Source organism: Amycolatopsis sp. NPDC049252 (assembly GCF_043197175.1).
Classification (GTDB): domain Bacteria; phylum Actinomycetota; class Actinomycetes; order Mycobacteriales; family Pseudonocardiaceae; genus Amycolatopsis.
Genome location: NZ_JBICSQ010000003.1, coordinates 1 through 16467, shown reverse-complemented (window position 1 = coordinate 16467; position 16467 = coordinate 1). Strand labels below are relative to the sequence as shown.

22 protein-coding genes are annotated in these 16467 nt (G+C 70.8%); 12 read left to right on the top strand and 10 right to left on the bottom strand.

The features are described from left to right. Positions 1 to 17 precede the first annotated feature (17 nt). Both ACGFMK_RS05520 and ACGFMK_RS05515 read left to right on the top strand, forming a co-directional pair. On the top strand, positions 18 to 428 hold the full coding sequence (locus tag ACGFMK_RS05520) for an SRPBCC family protein (protein WP_392758691.1): 411 nt from the start codon (positions 18 to 20) through the stop codon (positions 426 to 428). Further along, the gene (locus tag ACGFMK_RS05515; protein WP_392758690.1) at positions 425 to 859 is read left to right on the top strand and encodes a MarR family winged helix-turn-helix transcriptional regulator; all 435 of its coding nucleotides are present in this window, start codon (positions 425 to 427) and stop codon (positions 857 to 859) included. Before ACGFMK_RS05520 ends, ACGFMK_RS05515 begins: the two co-directional genes overlap by 4 nt. On the opposite strand, the gene ACGFMK_RS05510 is transcribed toward ACGFMK_RS05515, so the two are convergent. Beyond that, on the bottom strand, positions 849 to 2459 hold the full coding sequence (locus ACGFMK_RS05510; RefSeq protein WP_392758689.1) for a GMC oxidoreductase: 1611 nt from the start codon (positions 2457 to 2459) through the stop codon (positions 849 to 851). The genes ACGFMK_RS05515 and ACGFMK_RS05510 overlap by 11 nt on opposite strands. 135 nt (positions 2460 to 2594) lie before the next feature. Here ACGFMK_RS05510 and ACGFMK_RS05505 point away from each other — a divergent pair, with 135 nt between their 5' ends. Continuing rightward, positions 2595 to 3272 carry a hypothetical protein gene (locus ACGFMK_RS05505; RefSeq protein ID WP_392758687.1) on the top strand — a complete coding sequence of 226 codons (678 nt, stop codon included), beginning with the start codon at positions 2595 to 2597 and terminating at the stop codon, positions 3270 to 3272. Here ACGFMK_RS05505 and ACGFMK_RS05500 read toward each other — a convergent pair. After that, positions 3269 to 3739: a hotdog fold domain-containing protein gene (locus ACGFMK_RS05500; protein WP_392758685.1), complete on the bottom strand. Its 471-nt coding sequence runs from the start codon at positions 3737 to 3739 to the stop codon at positions 3269 to 3271. The two genes, ACGFMK_RS05505 and ACGFMK_RS05500, sit on opposite strands and share 4 nt — an antisense overlap. 80 nt (positions 3740 to 3819) lie before the next feature. On the opposite strand from ACGFMK_RS05500, the gene ACGFMK_RS05495 reads away from it, so the two are divergent. Together ACGFMK_RS05495 and ACGFMK_RS05490 are read left to right on the top strand one after the other, a co-directional pair. After that, positions 3820 to 4410, top strand: a complete 591-nt coding sequence (locus tag ACGFMK_RS05495; RefSeq protein WP_392758683.1) for an acid phosphatase — start codon at positions 3820 to 3822, stop codon at positions 4408 to 4410. 1 nt (position 4411) lies between these two features. Next, the gene (locus tag ACGFMK_RS05490) at positions 4412 to 4894 is read left to right on the top strand and encodes a GNAT family N-acetyltransferase (RefSeq protein WP_392758681.1); all 483 of its coding nucleotides are present in this window, start codon (positions 4412 to 4414) and stop codon (positions 4892 to 4894) included. 99 nt (positions 4895 to 4993) lie between these two features. On the opposite strand, the gene ACGFMK_RS05485 is transcribed toward ACGFMK_RS05490, so the two are convergent. After that, positions 4994 to 5464: a hypothetical protein gene (locus ACGFMK_RS05485; RefSeq protein ID WP_392758680.1), complete on the bottom strand. Its 471-nt coding sequence runs from the start codon at positions 5462 to 5464 to the stop codon at positions 4994 to 4996. A 336-nt stretch (positions 5465 to 5800) separates the two neighbouring features. Here ACGFMK_RS05485 and ACGFMK_RS05480 point away from each other — a divergent pair, with 336 nt between their 5' ends. Further along, the gene (locus ACGFMK_RS05480; protein WP_392758679.1) at positions 5801 to 6727 is read left to right on the top strand and encodes a diacylglycerol/lipid kinase family protein; all 927 of its coding nucleotides are present in this window, start codon (positions 5801 to 5803) and stop codon (positions 6725 to 6727) included. Positions 6728 to 7002: 275 nt separating this feature from the next. Continuing rightward, complete coding sequence (locus ACGFMK_RS05475) at positions 7003 to 7257, top strand: WhiB family transcriptional regulator (RefSeq protein ID WP_284744379.1); 255 nt, start codon at positions 7003 to 7005, stop codon at positions 7255 to 7257. 260 nt (positions 7258 to 7517) lie between these two features. Here ACGFMK_RS05475 and ACGFMK_RS05470 read toward each other — a convergent pair whose 3' ends face one another. Beyond that, the gene (locus ACGFMK_RS05470) at positions 7518 to 9038 is read right to left on the bottom strand and encodes a sensor histidine kinase (protein WP_392758678.1); all 1521 of its coding nucleotides are present in this window, start codon (positions 9036 to 9038) and stop codon (positions 7518 to 7520) included. Positions 9039 to 9040: 2 nt separating this feature from the next. Continuing rightward, a complete protein-coding gene (locus ACGFMK_RS05465; protein ID WP_392758676.1) occupies positions 9041 to 9253 on the bottom strand; it encodes a biotin/lipoyl-binding carrier protein in 213 nt (70 codons plus the stop codon). 136 nt (positions 9254 to 9389) lie between these two features. On the opposite strand from ACGFMK_RS05465, the gene ACGFMK_RS05460 reads away from it, so the two are divergent. Next, a complete protein-coding gene (locus tag ACGFMK_RS05460) occupies positions 9390 to 9464 on the top strand; it encodes a 50S ribosomal protein bL37 (protein WP_371827656.1) in 75 nt (24 codons plus the stop codon). A gap of 65 nt (positions 9465 to 9529) precedes the next feature. Here the strand turns inward: ACGFMK_RS05460 and rsrA are convergent, their stop codons facing one another. Together rsrA and ACGFMK_RS05450 are read right to left on the bottom strand one after the other, a co-directional pair. Then, complete coding sequence (gene rsrA / locus ACGFMK_RS05455; protein ID WP_323323223.1) at positions 9530 to 9850, bottom strand: mycothiol system anti-sigma-R factor; 321 nt, start codon at positions 9848 to 9850, stop codon at positions 9530 to 9532. Next, entirely contained in the window at positions 9847 to 10470 is a 624-nt protein-coding gene (locus ACGFMK_RS05450) for a sigma-70 family RNA polymerase sigma factor (protein WP_323325613.1), read from the bottom strand. Before ACGFMK_RS05450 ends, rsrA begins: the two co-directional genes overlap by 4 nt. Before the next feature lie 194 nt (positions 10471 to 10664). On the opposite strand from ACGFMK_RS05450, the gene ybaK reads away from it, so the two are divergent. Then, positions 10665 to 11141: a Cys-tRNA(Pro) deacylase gene (gene ybaK, locus ACGFMK_RS05445; protein WP_392758674.1), complete on the top strand. Its 477-nt coding sequence runs from the start codon at positions 10665 to 10667 to the stop codon at positions 11139 to 11141. Between the two features lie 146 nt (positions 11142 to 11287). On the opposite strand, the gene ACGFMK_RS05440 is transcribed toward ybaK, so the two are convergent. Genes ACGFMK_RS05440 through ACGFMK_RS05430 form a run of 3 tightly spaced genes read right to left on the bottom strand, consistent with a single transcriptional unit; the run spans position 11288 to position 13420 of the window. Continuing rightward, positions 11288 to 12046: a phosphotransferase gene (locus ACGFMK_RS05440; RefSeq protein ID WP_392758671.1), complete on the bottom strand. Its 759-nt coding sequence runs from the start codon at positions 12044 to 12046 to the stop codon at positions 11288 to 11290. Between the two features lie 10 nt (positions 12047 to 12056). Next, positions 12057 to 12665, bottom strand: coding sequence for an alpha/beta family hydrolase (locus ACGFMK_RS05435; protein ID WP_392758670.1), 609 nt, complete (start codon positions 12663 to 12665; stop codon positions 12057 to 12059). After that, complete coding sequence (locus ACGFMK_RS05430) at positions 12662 to 13420, bottom strand: SOS response-associated peptidase (protein WP_392758669.1); 759 nt, start codon at positions 13418 to 13420, stop codon at positions 12662 to 12664. Before ACGFMK_RS05430 ends, ACGFMK_RS05435 begins: the two co-directional genes overlap by 4 nt. Before the next feature lie 108 nt (positions 13421 to 13528). Between ACGFMK_RS05430 and rsgA the strand changes: the two genes are divergently transcribed. The 3 genes from rsgA to ACGFMK_RS05415 all read left to right on the top strand — a co-directional run bounded on the left by rsgA (position 13529) and on the right by ACGFMK_RS05415 (position 16377). After that, positions 13529 to 14551, top strand: a complete 1023-nt coding sequence (rsgA, locus tag ACGFMK_RS05425; RefSeq protein WP_392758667.1) for a ribosome small subunit-dependent GTPase A — start codon at positions 13529 to 13531, stop codon at positions 14549 to 14551. 100 nt (positions 14552 to 14651) lie between these two features. After that, positions 14652 to 15542: a hypothetical protein gene (locus ACGFMK_RS05420; RefSeq protein ID WP_392758665.1), complete on the top strand. Its 891-nt coding sequence runs from the start codon at positions 14652 to 14654 to the stop codon at positions 15540 to 15542. 67 nt (positions 15543 to 15609) lie between these two features. Continuing rightward, on the top strand, positions 15610 to 16377 hold the full coding sequence (locus ACGFMK_RS05415) for a hypothetical protein (RefSeq protein ID WP_392758663.1): 768 nt from the start codon (positions 15610 to 15612) through the stop codon (positions 16375 to 16377). Positions 16378 to 16467: the final 90 nt, after the last annotated feature.

Here is a 16467-nt window from a genome sequence, read left to right as displayed (position 1 = left end):
ACATATAGTCTGCCCGCATGGCACTTTACGAGTACACCCACACCGAGACGTCCACCGCCCCCGCCGCCGCCATCTGGCCGCTCTGGGCCGACACCGCCCGCTGGCCGGAGTGGGACGCCGGCGTCCGCTCGGTCGTCCTCGACGGTCCGTTCGAGGCCGGCGTCAGCGGCACCATGACGATGGACGGCATGCCGCCCATCCCGTTCACCCTGACCGAGGTCACCGGCGGCCGGAGCTTCACCGACGAGACCCGCCTGCCGGACGCGCTGCTGCGGTTCGAGCACGTCCTCACCGAGGTCGGCGGCGGCACGGAGATCACCTACCGCGTCACCATCGACGGCCCGGAAGAGCTGGGTCCGCAGGTCACCGAAGACACCCCGGACGCGATGCGCGCGCTGGCCCGACTTGCTGAAGCATCGCGGGTATGACCGCCCCCGAGTCCCGTCTGCCCGGCCCCGACCGCAGCCCCGGCTTCCTGCTGTGGCGCGTGACGCTGGCCTGGCAGCGGGCGATGCGGGCCGCGCTGGCCCCGCACGACCTCACGCACGTCCAGTTCGTGCTGCTGACCACCACGTGGTGGCTCACCCGCTCCGGTGAGGCACCGACCCAGCGGCAGCTGGCCGAGCAGGCCGGCACCGACACGATGATGACCAGCCAGGTCGTCCGCAAGCTCGCCGAACGCGGGCTGCTGGAGCGTGCGGACGACCCGGCCGACGCCCGCGCGAAGCGGCTCCGGATCACCGCGCCGGGCCTGGAGCTGGTCGCGAAGGCGCTGAAAGACGTCGAGGCCGCCGACGCGTCGTTCTTCGACGGCGTCGGCAGTGAGTTCACCGACTCACTGGCGAAGCTCAGCCCTTGACGTCCTCGGCGAGGACGCGCTCGATGTTGCGTTCGGCCAGCGCCGTGATCGTCACGAACGGGTTGACACCGGTGCTGCCCGGGATCAGCGAGCCGTCGGTGACGTACAGGTTCCGGTAGCCCCGGACCCGGCCGTAGTCGTCGGTCGCCTCACCCAGCACCAGCCCGCCCAGCGGGTGATAGGTGAAGCGGTTCTCGAACGGCCGCGTGTCGCCGAACAGGTCGTACCGGTAGATCGTCCGGTTCGCCCGGTTGATCTGGTCGAACAACGCCTTCGCGGCGTCGATCGACGGCTGCCCCTGCGACGCCGTCCAGCGCAGCTTGGCCGAGTCGCTCGCGGCGTCGTAGGTGAAGTGGCCGCGCTCGGGGTTCTTGGTGATCGCCAGGTAGAGGCTCACCCAGGTCTCGATGCCGGCCGGCACCGGCGCGATCTCGGCGAACGCCGGGTGCACCGGGTCGGCCCAGTTGTCGATGCCGAGCGCGGGCATCCCGGCCTGCAGGCTGCCGGTGGTGTCCCAGAGGTGGTTGGCGCGCCCGAGCATGACGTTGCCGTTGGTACCCCAGCCCTGCCCGACCCGCTCGTCGAGCGCCGGGAGCCGTCCGGTGTCGCGGGCGCGCACCAGCAGCTCGGTCGAGCCGAGGCTGCCCGCGCCGAGGAACAGGTGCTTCGTGGTGACGTGCTTGGTGGCGAGCACCGTGCCGTGCTCGTCGATCTCACGCACGACCAGGGTGTACGCGCCGCCGGGCTGGTGGATGATCTCGCGGACCTCGTGCAGCGTCTGGATGGTCACGTGGCCGGTGCCGAGCGCGGCGGCGAGGTAGGACTTGTCGAGCGAGCGCTTGCCGTGGTTGTTGCCGTAGATGACCTCGGACGCGTCGGCCGAGCGCGGCACGGTGCCCGCCTCTTCGCGGCGCAGGTAGTCCATGTCGTACACGCTCGGCACGAACACCGTGCCGAACCCGGCCTTGCGCGCGGCTTTCCGCGAGACGCGGGCGTACTGGTAGGACCGGCACGTCTCGAACCACCGCGGGTCGACGACGTTGACGCCGAGCCCGGCCCGGGCGCGCGGGAAGTACTTGCCGTACATCTCTTCGGCGTCGACCCGCGGCAGGATCTCCTCGAAGTAGGACCGCTTCGGCGTCACCGCCATCGCGCCGTTGACCAGGGAACCGCCACCGACGCCGCGGCCGAGGTACACGGCCATGTCGCCGTAGCTCACCCTGTCCAGCACTCCGGCGTAGCGCTTGATGTCGCGGTTGGCGAGGTCGAGCCAGAGGAACGACGCGAGCGGCGCTTCGGTGCGGTTTTTGAACCACATCGACCGTTCGTCCGGGGTGAGCATCGGGCAGAAGACCTTGCCGTCGGCGCCCGGCGTGGTCCAAAGCTTGCCCATCTCGAGCATCAGAGTGGGCACGCCGGCCTCGCCGAGCCGCAACGCCGTCACGGCGGCGCCGTAGCCGGTGCCGATCACCACGGCCGGGACGTACCCGGGCAGCGGCGTGGCGCTCGCGGACCGCGTCGAGACGCTGGTCAGCCCGAGGGCGGCGGCGGAGCTGAGCGCGGAGAGGCCGAGAAAGCGGCGGCGGGTGAAGGGGGACATGATCACGATCGTGACGGATCGAGTGAACAGTGTTAACTAAATGGACTTTGTTTCACCCGGTCGAGCGAAATCTCGGGCCTTCCCCTGGGGGCGATCCCGGATGTCCTCGGCGGACGTCCTCGCCAGGCTGACGCCATGAAACTTCTCGTTCTGGCCGCGGCCGGGGTCGCCGCGGCCGCACTGGGGTCCACGCTCGCGTTCGCCTCGCCGGCCCACGCCGACGAACTGCCGACGTTCGACTTCGCCGACTGCCCGGCACCGCCCGCGAACGCCGACCCGGGCACGTGGCGCTGCGAAGCCTTTGTCTCCCAAGGAAAACTCACCATCGGCGGACAGGAGATCCCGCTCGGCGAAGTGCGGCTGACCTTCAGCGAAGGCCAGGTGAACGGCCAGTACGCCCAGGAGTTCGGCGCGCTGCGGCACAATCCGGTGCGCGTCCCCGGCCTGGCCGGCACCACGATCCAGCTGCGCTACGGCGGGTTCTCGGACTTCCAGAGCAACGACGAGCGCCGGGGCGAGCTGGACGTCTACGCCGTGCTCCGCCATCCCTTGCTGGGCAAGGACTGCAGCATCGGCACCGCGGCGAAGCCGTTGCACACCGTCGTCCACGACGACCCGGCGATCCCGCCCAAGGTGATTTCCCAGAACCCGGTGACGGCCTACCGCGGCGTCATCGACGCCGACCTGGCGCTGCCGGCGACGCACGGCTGCGGCCCGCTCGGCAGGCTCGTCGACCGGAAGCTGGGCCTGCCGTCGCCGTCCGGCGAGAACACGTTCCAGCAGGCGTCGTACGTGCAGTACAAGCCGCTCTAACGCTTCGGGGTCACCCAGATGGTGATCGTCCCGGTGACCACCGGCCGGCCACGCCGGTCGGAAATGGTCACCGGGACCGGGAGCTCGAACCCCTCGTCGCCGAACTCCGGCAGTTCGGGCAGCGACGCCACCGCGCGCAGGCCCGTCTCGGCCTTCGCGACGTACTGGACGTTCATGCCCTTCGGCAGCCAGCGGTGCGTCGGCGGGACCGTCGCCTCGGCGAGCATGCCCATCGCGATCTCGGCGAGGTTGCAGGCCGCGATCGCGTGGAACGTGCGGATGTGGTTGTGCACACCCCACCACTTCGGGGCGCTCACCTCGCAGTGGCCGGGACGCAGTTCGCGCACCGACGGCAGCACCGTGCCGAAGTAGGGCACACGCAGGCACATCGCGGCGCTGAACAGCCGTTTCCCGCCCGGCTTGCCGGCCAGCTTGCGCCACATCGCGAACGTCGGCGTCTCGGTCATGCGTCTCCCTCGGCTTGCCTACTGGCGAGTAGCCAACCAGGCGCCCGGCCGGGGCGCAAACCGCCGCATATAGTCGGCCCGTGGCAAATCGGCTGTTCCTCCTCCGCCACGGCCAGACCGAATGGTCGGTCGACGGGCGGCACACCGGGCGCACGGACATCCCGCTGACCCCGGCGGGCGAAGGCCAGGCCCTCGCGGCGGGTGGCACCCTCCGGAGCCTGCTCGGCGGGCCGTCGCTGGTGCTCTCGAGCCCGCGCAAGCGCGCGCTGCGGACGGCCGCGCTGGCCGGCCTGCGCGTCGACGAAGTCACCGAGGACCTCGCCGAGTGGGACTACGGCGACTACGAAGGCATCACCACGCCCCAGATCCGCGAAACCGTGCCGGGCTGGACGGTCTGGACGCACCCCGTGCCCGGCGGGGAAAGCGTCGAACAGGTCAGCGCCCGCGCGGACCGCGTGCTCGCGCGAGCACGGCGCGACATCGAGGCCGGCGACGTGATCCTGGTCGGTCACGGGCACTTCAGCCGGGTCATGGTGGCCCGCTGGCTGGACCTGCCCGCCACGTCCGGCGTCCACTTCGGACTGGACGCCGCCGGCATCGCGGTGCTCGGCGACGAGCGCGGCGAACCGCAGATCGAACACCTCAACCTGCCGCCATCGCTGGAGGACTGACGTGCCCGACGACCGCATCCGCCGCATCCGGCCCGAGGACGTCGAGGCCGCCGTCGCCCTGGCGTACGCCCTCGCGGAGTACGAGCGCGCGCCGGACGAGTGTCACCTGACGGCGTCCCAGCTGCACGAGGCCCTGTTCGGCGAGGCACCCAAGCTGTTCGGCCACGTGGCCGAAGTGGACGGCGAGATCGCCGGCTTCACGGTCTGGTTCCTGAACTTCTCGACCTGGCGCGGGGTGCACGGCATCTACCTGGAGGACCTGTTCGTCCTGCCCGCCCACCGCGGCTCGGGCCTGGGCAAGGCCCTGCTGGCGGCGCTCGCGGCGGAGTGCGTCGCGAACGGCTACGGCCGGCTGGAGTGGTCGGTCCTGGACTGGAACCCGGCCACGGAGTTCTACAAGGCCCTCGGCGCGGTCCCGATGGACGAATGGACGGTCAACCGCCTCACGGACGCGCCCCTCCACACCCTCGCCGCCCAAGCCTGACGCCCGCACCCCCTGACCCAAAGCCGTGAAGGCCTCCTTACCGGCCCTTACAGCCGGGAAGGAGGCCTTCACGGCTTCTCGGCAGCGGCAGCCCGGGGGTCAGTCTTCGTCTTGGCCTTCGCGCTCCGCGCGCCGGCCGGCGAGGCCGCCTCGCTCGGCGGCTTCCGTCTCCGTCTCGCCCTCGCGCAGGCCCAGGGCCCAGGCGCGGGACGGGGCCCGGAACAGCAGCACCAGCGTCGCGATGCCGAACAGGGCGATCGGCACGCCCCAGGCCGGCTCGCCGGACGGGCCGAGCAGGTACCAGCCGAGGCCGACCACGATCAGCGCGATCACCACGCCCGGCGAGCGCGCCCACGTCTGGCCGAGGACCAGCCCGGCCGACGCGGCGAGGAACGCCAGCGCCACCACGATGAACGTGCCGGACTCGACGTAGACGTTGTTGCCCGGCTGCGCCGGTGACCCCAGGCCGTTGACCAGCACGACCACCCCGAACACCAGCAGCGCCAGCGACGGCACCGCGGTGACCACGCCGGCCAGCCGGACCTCACGGGGAGCGGGCGAGAGCTTCACAGCGGGGACCTTCCAGAGGTGATTGCCGAGGTGCTTTGCGTGAGCACAGTGGACTCCACCAGGGCGAGTCACCGTGCGTGAGCTGATTCGATCGTATGCCACCCGGTCGGCCGTTTTCGCAGGACCGCCCGGGCGCTGAGAATTCAGGTGTCGTCGATGAGCGGGCGGTCGGCCCGGGTGCACTTGTCACGACGAGCGGACACTCGCCACGTGAAGGAGGGCCGCCCGCCACAGGGTTACCGGTGCTGTTCGAATGGGTCGCCGCGACCGGTGCTTCCGGTCACCTTGGGCCGTCGAGAGGTTCTCGGGGCGGTGAGCGTCACCTACCCTGCGGTAGTGCGCGCAATCCTCGTCGTGAACCCCCAGGCCACCTCGACCACCGCCGGTGGCCGGGACGTCCTGGCGCACGCCCTCGCCAGCCAGGTCAAGCTCGACGTGGTCGAGACGGACTACCGCGGCCACGCGATGGCCGTGGCGCGCTCGGCCGCGCGCGACGGCATCGACCTGGTCGTGGCCCACGGCGGCGACGGCACGGTCAACGAGGTCGTCAACGGCCTGCTGGCCGACGCCGACGGTGATCCCACCCAGATCGGGCGCGTTCCCGCCCTGGGTGTCGTGCCCGGCGGCTCGGCCAACGTGTTCGCCCGCGCCCTCGGCATTTCGGCCGATCCCGTCGAGGCCACCCACCAGCTGCTCAACGCACTGGAGAACGACCGCTCCCGCCGGGTCGGGCTCGGCCTGGCCGACGGGCACTGGTTCACCTTCAACTCCGGCCTCGGCTGGGACGCCGACGTCGTCGGCCGGGTCGCCAAGCGCCGGGGCAAGCAGACGACCGCGGGCCTCTACATGAGAGCCGCGATCCGCTCCTACTTCCGGCCGCCGCTGGGCCGGCCGGCCCTCACGATCCGCATCCCGGGTGCGGAACCCGCCGAAGCGCTGACCGCTTTCGTGTCCAACACCGATCCGTGGAGCTACCTGGGCGAGCGTCCGGTCCACCTCAACCCGGGTTGCTCGTTCGAGACGGGATTGGGTCTGTTCGCGTTGAACGGTCTGGGGTTGCCCACGGTGTTCAAGCATGTACGCCGTGCTTTGGCTACGAAGAGCAACCAAAAGGGCAAACGTCTCGTGCGTCACGACGACCTGCCGATGATCCGCATCGACGCAGCTGAACCGGTAAACTTCCAGGTGGACGGCGACCTCGTCGGCCAGCGGACCAGAGTCGAGTTCTTCAGCGTCCCGGATGCACTCACAGTGATCGTGTGACGACCGGACCGCTGATCGCCTGCGGCAAAGTGCAACCTGCCGTTCGTCGACACAGAAGCTCCACTCACCGCATCAGCCTTCCCTTCGGGTGGCTGTTTCGGAGAGAAACCGCAGGTCAGACGTGTCGCTCAGCCGGGTGAGCTGACTCACCGATCTTCAAGAAACACTTGTCGAACGCAGTGCTTCGTGAAAGCATTCACAAGCACCCAAGAACACGACCGCCATGACGACTGTGGCGCGGCTCTCTCCCGCGCCATATGAAGGAGCTCACGAACATGGACTGGCGCCACGACGCGGCCTGCCGAGACGAGGACCCCGAGCTGTTCTTCCCGGTGGGAACCAGCGGTCCTGCTCTGTCGCAGGTAGCTCAGGCGAAGGCCGTGTGCCACCGCTGCACCGTCGCTTCCGACTGCTTGGCCTGGGCTCTGGCCAGCGGTCAGGACGCCGGCGTGTGGGGCGGCATGAGCGAGGACGAGCGACGCGCAGTCAAGCGCCGCCGCACGCACATCGGCACGCGTACCAACGCCTGACGTACAAGTAAAGCTACACCTGAGCACCGTAGGCAATTCGCCCGGGCTGGCACTGTTGTGTCCAGGCCCTCTGGGGTGATACCTACCCAGCTCAAGTTTAACAAGTGAGTCGAAACCACCTGGCGACGGGTGTGCTGAAACCTCACCAGGACTTCAAGTCCTCCCGCGAGACGCTGAACGGCCCGGCACCTGCACCCAGGTGCCGGGCCTTCATCGTGTCCGGAGTACCCCGGCGTTGATCAAGTCCAAACGCGACGGGTCTACAAGCGCCGCGAAAGGGGGATCCGCAGCGCGGCTTCCGTCCCGGTCACCCGGGTCGACGACTCCTCCACGCGCACCTTCCGCAGGGAAAGCGAGCCGCGCAGCTCCGACTCCACCAGGGTCCGGACGATCTGCAGGCCCAGGCCGTCGGACCGCTCCAGCGAGAACCCCGACGGCAGGCCGCGGCCGTTGTCGCGGATGACGACGTCCAGCCAGCGCGCCGAACGTTCGACGATCAGCTCGACCTTGCCCGACCGGCCGGCCGGGAAGGCGTGCTCGATCGCGTTCTGCACCAGCTCGGCCAGCACCATCACCAGCGGCGTCGCGATCTCCGCGACCACCACCCCGAACGAGCCCTTGCGCGACAGCCCGACCTGCGACTCCGCCGTGGCGACCTCGCCGACCATCGGCAGCACGTTGTCGAGCAGCTTGTCGAGGTCGACGCGCTCGTCGACCGAGATCGACAGCGCCTCGTGGACCAGCGCGATCGACGTCACGCGCCGCACCGACTCGGCGAGCGCGAGCCGCGCCTCCTCCGACGACGTCCGCCGGGACTGCAGGCGCAGCAATGCCGCCACCGTCTGCAGGTTGTTCTTCACCCGGTGGTGGATCTCGCGGATCGTCGCGTCCTTCGACAGCAGCGCGCGGTCACGCCGTTTCACCTCGGTGACGTCGCGGACGAGCACCAGGGCACCCGCCGCCTGCCCGGCCGGGCGCAACGGCAGCGCCCGGAACAGCACCACGGCGCCGCGCCGCGAATCGGCCTCGGTGCGGCTCGACGGCTTCCCGTCGAGGGCTTCGATGATCCGGTGCGACACCTCGGTCGCGTCGAACGGGTCGCGGATCAGGGAGCGCGTCAGCGGCGCCAGGCGCGTGCCGACCAGGTCGGACTCGTGCCCCATCCGGTGGTAGGCGGACAGGCCGTTCGGGCTGGCGAACACGACCGTGCCGCTCGAGTCGAGGCGGATCAGGCCGTCACCCACCCGCGGCGACGTGTGGGTGTCGGTGGCGTTGGTGCCGCTCGGCGGGAACGTGCCGTCGACGATCATCTGGCACAGGTCGCCGGCGCTGCCCAGGTACGCGATCTCCAGCGGCGACGGCACCCGCGGCGCGGCCAGGTTCGTCTCGCGGCTCATCACGGCGACGACGTCGTCGTGGAAGCGCACGGGGATCGCCTCGCGGCGCATCGGCAGGTCGCGGTACCAGTGCGGGTCCTCTTCGCGGCAGATCCGCACCTCGCGCATGGCCTTCGCCAGCTGCGGGTGCTCCTGGACCGTGAACCGCGTGCCGACGACGTCCTCGGGGTGCGCGGTCGGCGCGGTCGTCGGGCGGGCGTGCGCGACGCAGACGAAGTCACCGCCGTCGGGCTGCAGCTCCTCGCTCACCGGGACCCAGAGCAGGAAGTCCGCGAAGGACAGGTCGGCCAGCAGCTGCCATTCGGCGACGACGGTCTGGAGGTGGTCCGCCGCCTCCCCGGGCAGTCCGGTGTTGTCGGCGAGCAGTTCGGCGAGCGTCGACACCGTTACTCGACCGTCCCGAGGACGTCGCCCTGTTGGACGCGGTCACCCTTCGCCACGGCGAGGCTGGTCAGCGTGCCCGCCTTTTCGCTCACCGCGGGCAGCTCCATCTTCATCGACTCCAGGATCACCACGGTGTCGCCGGCGGCCAGCGCGGCGCCCGGCTCCGCGACGACCTGGAGCACGGTGCCGACCATTTCGGCCCTGATCTCGGCCATCGACACCCTCCTCGCGCTTCGCCCGGACCACCCCATCCAACCAGAACCACGCACCATGACACACTTGAGAGGTTGACCCCAGCCCGGCAGGCGCCAGCGCCGCGGCCGTGGCCACTTTTCACGACGAGGAGTAATCATGTCGAAGCGCGCCCGCAAGCGTCGCAGCCGGAAGAAGAACAGCGCGAACCACGGCGGTAAGCCCAACTCCTGAATCCCGGCGTCGGCACGCAAAAGGCCCCCGCACTCTCGCGCGGGGGCCTTCGTCGTGCTCGGGCGCTACTCTGAGCGCTGCTCGATGCTGATCTCGGTGCGCTCGACCGTCACCCCGCCGCGGGACGCGACGGTCTGGCGGATCGACGCGCGCAGCCGGGTCTTCAGCTCGTCCGGGGCCAGATCTCCCCCGCACTTGCGGTGCAGCAGCTGCTTGATGTGCTCGTCGATGCCGTACTCCTCGAGGCACGGCGGGCAGTCGTCGATGTGCTGGCGGAGCGCGGCGTCCCGCTCCGGGCTGCACTCGCGGTCGAGGAGCAGGTAGATGTCGGCGAGCGCCTCTTCGCAGCGGACCTTGTCGGACGCGCCTTCGCACATGTCGTTCATCGCCCGGCCACCTCTTCCTTGGCTCCCCGGATGAACCCGCGCTCGCGAGCGACGTCGGCGAGCAGGTCACGCAGCTGGGCGCGCCCGCGGTGCAGGCGGGACATCACGGTGCCGATGGGGGTGTCCATGATCTCGGCGATCTCCTTGTAGGCGAAGCCCTCGACGTCGGCCAGGTAGACGGCCAGCCGGAACTCCTCGGGCAGCTTCTGCAGGGCGGCCTTGACGTCGGTGTCGGGCAGGTTGTCCATCGCCTCGACCTCGGCCGACCGCAGCCCGCTCGAGGTGTGGGCCTCGGCCTTGGCGATCTGCCAGTCCGTGATCTCCTCGGTGGGCTGCTGGACCGGCTGCCGCTGCCGCTTGCGGTAGCCGTTGATGTAGGTGTTGGTCAGGATGCGGTACATCCAGGCCTTGAGGTTCGTGCCGGCCTTGAACGACGCGAAGGCGGCGTACGCCTTCAGGTAGGTCTCCTGGACCAGGTCCTCGGCGTCGGCGGGGTTGCGGGTCATCCGCATCGCGGCCGAGTACAGCTGGTCGAGCAGGGGCATGGCGTCCCGTTCGAAGCGCTCCGCGCGCTCCGCCTCGGTCGCTTCTTCCGGCGCTGAGTTCTGCGTGCTCGGCAAACCGTTCCCTTCCCGCTCGGCGTCGATGCGCGTGTACGCATACGGCGACGTCGAGTTTACGCGGGGGCCGGGCACGCCGCGGGTCGCCGGTGCCTCAGGGCGGCGGCTGCTGCGAGAGCGCGTGGTGGCGAGGGTTGTGGTCACGTCCGGTACAACCGATCGGACTACGCGGGCATTCCCTAGACTTCCGTGCCATGGCTGGCAAGGGCACCCCGGCGACCGCGCTCCTGACGAAGCAGAAGGTGGCGCACACGCTGCACGCGTACGACCACGACCCGCGCGCGGAGTCGTACGGCCTGGAGGCGGTGGAGGCCCTCGGCCTGGACCGCGCCCGGGTGTTCAAGACCCTGGTCGCGGACGTCGACGGCCGGTTGACGGTGGGCGTGGTCCCGGTCACCGGCCAGCTGGACCTGAAGGGCCTGGCGGCCGCCGCGGGCGGCAAGAAGGCGAAGATGGCGGACCCGGCGGCAGCCCAGCGGGCCACGGGGTACGTGCTGGGCGGGATTTCACCGTTGGGCCACCGAAGCCGGCTTCCGGTGATGATCGACGCCTCCGCGGAGAAGTTCGACACGGTGTTCTGCTCGGCCGGCCGGCGGGGGCTGGAAGTGGAGCTGGCACCGGGCGACCTGATCCGGCTGACCGGCGCGGTGGTGGCCCCGATCGCGGCCTGACCTGCACAAATGCGATCACGCCCGCCGCCGGGCAGCCCCCACCCGTCCCGGGGGGCGGCCCCTGTCCAGCGTATCCGGATTCGGCGCGCGAAAGGCCTCGTCGGCAAATCTGTGGACAGCCGAGGGCGTTGTGGACAACTCGGCTCTCAGGTGAGCAGCGCGCGTTCCCAGGTCTCGTGGTGCCGTTCGAGGTGGTCGGCCTGGGCCTGCCAGTCGTCGCCGTGGCCTTCGTTCCAGAGCGTCGTCCAGGGTTCGGTCCCGGCCTCGGCCTGAACGGCCAGGAAGTCGCGCATCGAGCGGGTGCGCGGGGCGAGCAGGCGCAGCAGTTCGCGACGTTGCCGTTCGTCCAGGCCGTAGGCGTCGATCAGCAGCCGCAGGCGGGCGGCCTGGGTCGGCAGCACCCTTTCCGGGAGCAGCGCGAAGGTCTGCGCGGTGTACGCGAGGTCCCACAGCCGGGTGCCGGGCGCCGCGGTGTCCCAGTCGATGAACGCCCAGCGCGGCCCGTCCACCACGAGGTTCCACGGCGCGAGGTCGTGGTGGGCGATGATCTCGGCTCCGTCCGCGGGGATCAGCACCTGCCACGATGCCCCCGGCGGCGGCACGAAACCGGCGACCGCGTCGTGGAAGTCCCGGACCAGGCGGCCGACCGCGATCATCGTCGCATCGGGTTCCAGCAGGTCGGTCCGGCCGGGCCAGGTCACCTCGCCGGAGATGAACTCGAGGACCTCCCGGCCGCGCTCGTCCAGGCCCAGCGGCCGGGGCGCGCCGCGGAAGCCCACCGAGTGCAGGTGCGCGAGCAGGGCGTGCACGGACGGCGTCCACGAACCCGCGGGCCGGCGCACGGTGTCGCCGACCCGGACGACACCGGCGTTCATGTTCCCGCCGGTCAGCGGAATTTCCTCCACGAGAACGCGCTCAGGCCAGCGGGCGCAGCACCCGGGACAGCCACTCCGTCGCCGCCCGGGAGATCGCTTCCAGGTCCTTGCCCAGGCTGTGGTCGCCGTCCACCAGGACCAGCTCCTGGTGCGGGCCCGGCTTCGGACGGCCGAACGGGTCGCGCTCCCCCTGGATCACCAGCGTCGGCACCTCCACCGCGTCGAACTCCGGCTGCCGGGTCTTCTCCGGGCGGCCCGGCGGGTGCTCGGGGAAGGCCAGGCACAGCACCGCCACCGCCTGCCCGGCGGACGCCGTCCGGCAGGCCACGCGGGCCCCCGACGAGCGGCCGCCGAAGACGAACGGGAGGCCGTCGAAGCGCTCCGACAGCTCGTCGGCGATCGTCAGCCAGGCCGCGTCCAGCTGGTTCGCCGGGGCCGGGGCGCGACGGCCCGCCACCCGGTACGGCTGCTCGACCAGCGCCACGTGCACCCCGGCCGCGGTCGCCGCGCGCGTCACCGCGACCAGGTCCTTCGCGCCGATGCCGCCACCCGCGCCGTGGCCCAGCATCAGCACGGCCACGCCTTCCTCGGCGCAGTGCAGGTAGACCCGGGCCGGGCCGTACGCGGTCTCGATCGGCAGGGCCGTCATGACTTCGGCGGATCGAACAGAGCGGCTTCGTGCTGCGGGTCGACGCGGTCCAGCAGCTCCGGGCCGTTGTTGCGGACGTTGTTGACCTGGCTCGACACCGGCCGCAGCTCCAGCGACGCGACGATGTCGTCGGGCGTGGGCACCAGCAGGTCGGTGACGTCGTCGCGGTCCGGATCCAACCAGCCGTCCCAGTGGGACCGGGGCACGATCAGCGGCATCCGGTGGTGGATGTCGGTGAGCTGCCCGGCGGCGTCGGTCGTGATGATCGAGAACGTGATCAGCGGGGACGCGTCCTTGTCGTCCTTCGGGTGCCAGCTCTCCCAGATCCCGCCGAACGAGAGCGACTCGTCGCCGGGGCCGGTCATGTAGAACGGCTCCTTCTCCTTGCCGGTGCGGCGCCACTCGAACCAGCCGTCGGCGGGCACCAGGCAGCGGCGGGACACCAGCGCGCGGCGGAAGGCCGGCTTCTCGGCGGCCGTCTCGGCGCGGGTGTTGATCATCCGCGAGCCGACGGACGGGTCCTTGGCCCAGAACGGCACCAGGCCCCACTTCATCAGCCGCAGCGAGCGCTCGGCGGGCTCGTCCTCGAGGACCTGACCCTCGTCGTCACGCGGGTGCCGCTGCACGACGGTGACCACGTTCTTCGTCGGCGCGACGTTGTGGTCGATCCGGGCGCGGCCTTCGGTGAGGTCGATCGCCTCGAACTCCTCGATCAGTTTCGCCGGGTCCTTCGTGGCGGCGTAGCGGCCGCACATCGCCAACCTCCTCGTACCGGATGGGACGCCATCGTTACACGCAGGCCAGGGCCCTGGCGAGCGGCATGGGATCATTCGGGTGGCACCGGTGCACAGGAGGCGGACGGTTTGGCGCGGAACGACTGGAGCAAGCTGGACGAGTCCGACGTCCGCGTACGCCCCGGCAAGGGCACCCGCCCCCGCAGCAAGCGCCGTCCCGAGCACGCCGACGCCGTCTCCGCGATGGTCATCGGCAAGGACCGCGGCCGCTGGACCTGCGCGATCGACGCCGACCCCGGCCAGGTGATCACCGCGATGCGGGCCCGCGAGATGGGCCGGACGCCGGTGGTGGTCGGCGACCGGGTCGGCATCGTCGGCGACGTCTCGGGCAAGCCGGACACCCTCGCCCGGATCATCCGCGTCGACGACCGCAGCAGCTCCCTGCTGCGCACGGCCGACGACACCGACCCGTTCGAGCGGCTGGTCGTCGCGAACGCCGAACGGCTGCTGATCGTCACCGCGCTCGCCGACCCGCCGCCGCGGACCGGGTTCATCGACCGCTGCATCGTCGCCTGCTACGCGGGCGGCGTCGAGCCGGTGCTGTGCCTGACGAAGGCCGACCTGGCCAGCCCCGACGAGCTCCTGGCGGGCTACGCGGGCCTCGACATCCCGGCGATCGTCTCCCGGTACGACGAAACGCCCGAAGGTCTCGCCGAGATGCTCAAGGACCGCGTGACCGCTCTGGTCGGGCACTCCGGCGTCGGCAAGTCCACGCTGGTCAACCGCCTGGTGCCGGACGCCGACCTGGCGGTCGGCGTGGTGAGCGGGGTCGGGAAGGGGCGGCACACGTCCGTCGCCGCGGTGGCGCTGCCGCTGCCCGACGGCGGCTGGGTGATCGACACCCCCGGCGTCCGGTCGTTCGGGCTGGCGCACGTCACGGCGGACGACATCGTCGACGCCTTCGAGGAGTTCGCCGCAGCCGCCGAGGAGTGCCCGTCGGGCTGCGGGCACCTGGGCCCGCCGGAGGACCCGGACTGCGCGCTCGACGACGTCGTCACCGAGGGCCGCGCGGGCGCCGAGCGCCTCGGGTCGCTGCGGCGGCTGCTGGCGTCACGCGGCGGCCTCGATGTGACCCGCCCCACCGAGGACTGAGACAACCGGAACCGGCGCGGCGCCGTCATCGTCACATCGGTAACCAATCACCCGATCAGGCGATATGCCGAGCGGAAGATCCGACTCTGAGGGGATTCGAATGCGCAAGACCACCCTGGTCGCCGCGGGCGCCGCGCTGGTGCTCACGCTGACCGCGTGCAGCGGCAACGCCGCCACCGGCACGGCCCAGCCCGCCGGTGCGAACGGCCAGTCGCAGGCGGACGGCGGCAGCGGCCTCGCCTCGCCGTTCACCGACGCCATCAAGCTCGCGTCGGCGTCGAAGCAGGGCACCGAGAAGTCCAAGTCCGCGAAGTTCACCATGGAGAGCTCGGTCGGCGGCCAGTCGATGACCGCCTCGGGCGCGATGAGCTTCGACGGCGCGAACACCAAGATGTCGATGACGTCGAGCGCGGCCGGCCAGGAGACCGAGATCCGCATCCTCGACGGCGCGTTCTACATCAAGATGCCGGCCGAGCAGGCCAAGCAGCTCGGTTCGGGCAAGCAGTGGATCAAGTTCGCGCCGGGCGGCGACGACCCGTTTTCGCAGATGCTGGGGAGCAGCTCGCAGTCCGCGGAGCAGAGCGACCCTAGCAAGATCCTCGACCAGGTCTCGAAGACCGGCCGGATCGTCTCGTCGGACCAGACCGAGCTGAACGGCCAGAAGGTCAACCACTACGTCGTCGAGATGGACGTCGCCAAGTCGGTCGACGAGTTCACGAAGTCGATGCCGGAGGCCACCCGCGCGAAGGTCGCGGAGACGCTCAAGGGCAAGGACGTCAAGATCCCGGCCGAGTTTTGGCTCGACAAGGACAACCTGCCGGTACAGGTCACGATGGACCAGGGCCCGCTGATGCAGGCCATGGGCGTGCCCGGCGCGGACAGCTCGAAGTTCACGATGAAGTACACCGACTGGGGCACCCAGGTCGACGTCGTGGCCCCGCCCGCCGACCAGGTGGCCGACCTCGGCGAGCTGCTCAAGGGCGGCCGCTGACAGCGACTGTGCGTAGCAGCGGCTCCCCCGAACGGGTTCGGGGGAGCCGCTGTGTTTTTGTGGGCGCATGCGCAAAGCCGCCGTCGTGCTGCTGCTCGCCCTGCTCGCCGGCGCGTGCGACAGCTCCGCTTCACCTCCGCCCGCGTTCACCGACGCGCGGGCTTTGGCCGACGCCGCCACGGCGGCCACCACGAGCGGCGGGTCGGCGAAGTTCGCCACGGACGTCGCCGTCGGCTCGGTCCGGTCGAAGGGCCAGGGCCAGGCGCGGTTCGGCGCCGGCGGGACGTCCCAGGTGATGACGACCGACTTCATCGGCGAGCCGATGGAGCTGCGGCTGGTGGCCGGGAAGCTGTACGCGAAGGTGCCGGAGGGCTCACGCGACCAGGTCGGCGCCGGGAAGCCGTGGGCCGAGGTGGCCCCGGACGGCACGGACCCGTTCTCCCAGGTGCTCGGCGGCAGCCTCGGGCAGCTGGCGGCGCAGAACGACCCGGCGCACACGCTCGGCGAGGTGCGGACGGCGGGCACGATCATCTCGGCCGAGCGCACCGACCTCGGCGGCACGGCCGCGGAGCACTACCGCGTCGACCTCGACCTGGCGAAGCTCGGCGCCGACCTGCCCGCAGGCCTGTCCGCGGACGAGGTAGGGCAGCTGGGCGGCAAGTTCCCGGTCGAGCTCTGGCTCGACGACGCGCACCGGCCGCTGCAGATCGTCCTCGACCTTTCGCCGATCCTCGCGGGCTCGGGCGCGAAGATCACCACCCGCTACACGGAGTGGGGCGGCCCGGTCGACGTCCAGGCCCCGTCGCCGGATCAGGTGGGGAAGCTCACGGGCTAGTCACACTCCCGGGCGCCGTCTCGTCCAGGCCCTGACGAGAGGAGTCAGGGACATGCGGGTGATGGTGATCGGGGCGACGGGTGTGCTGGG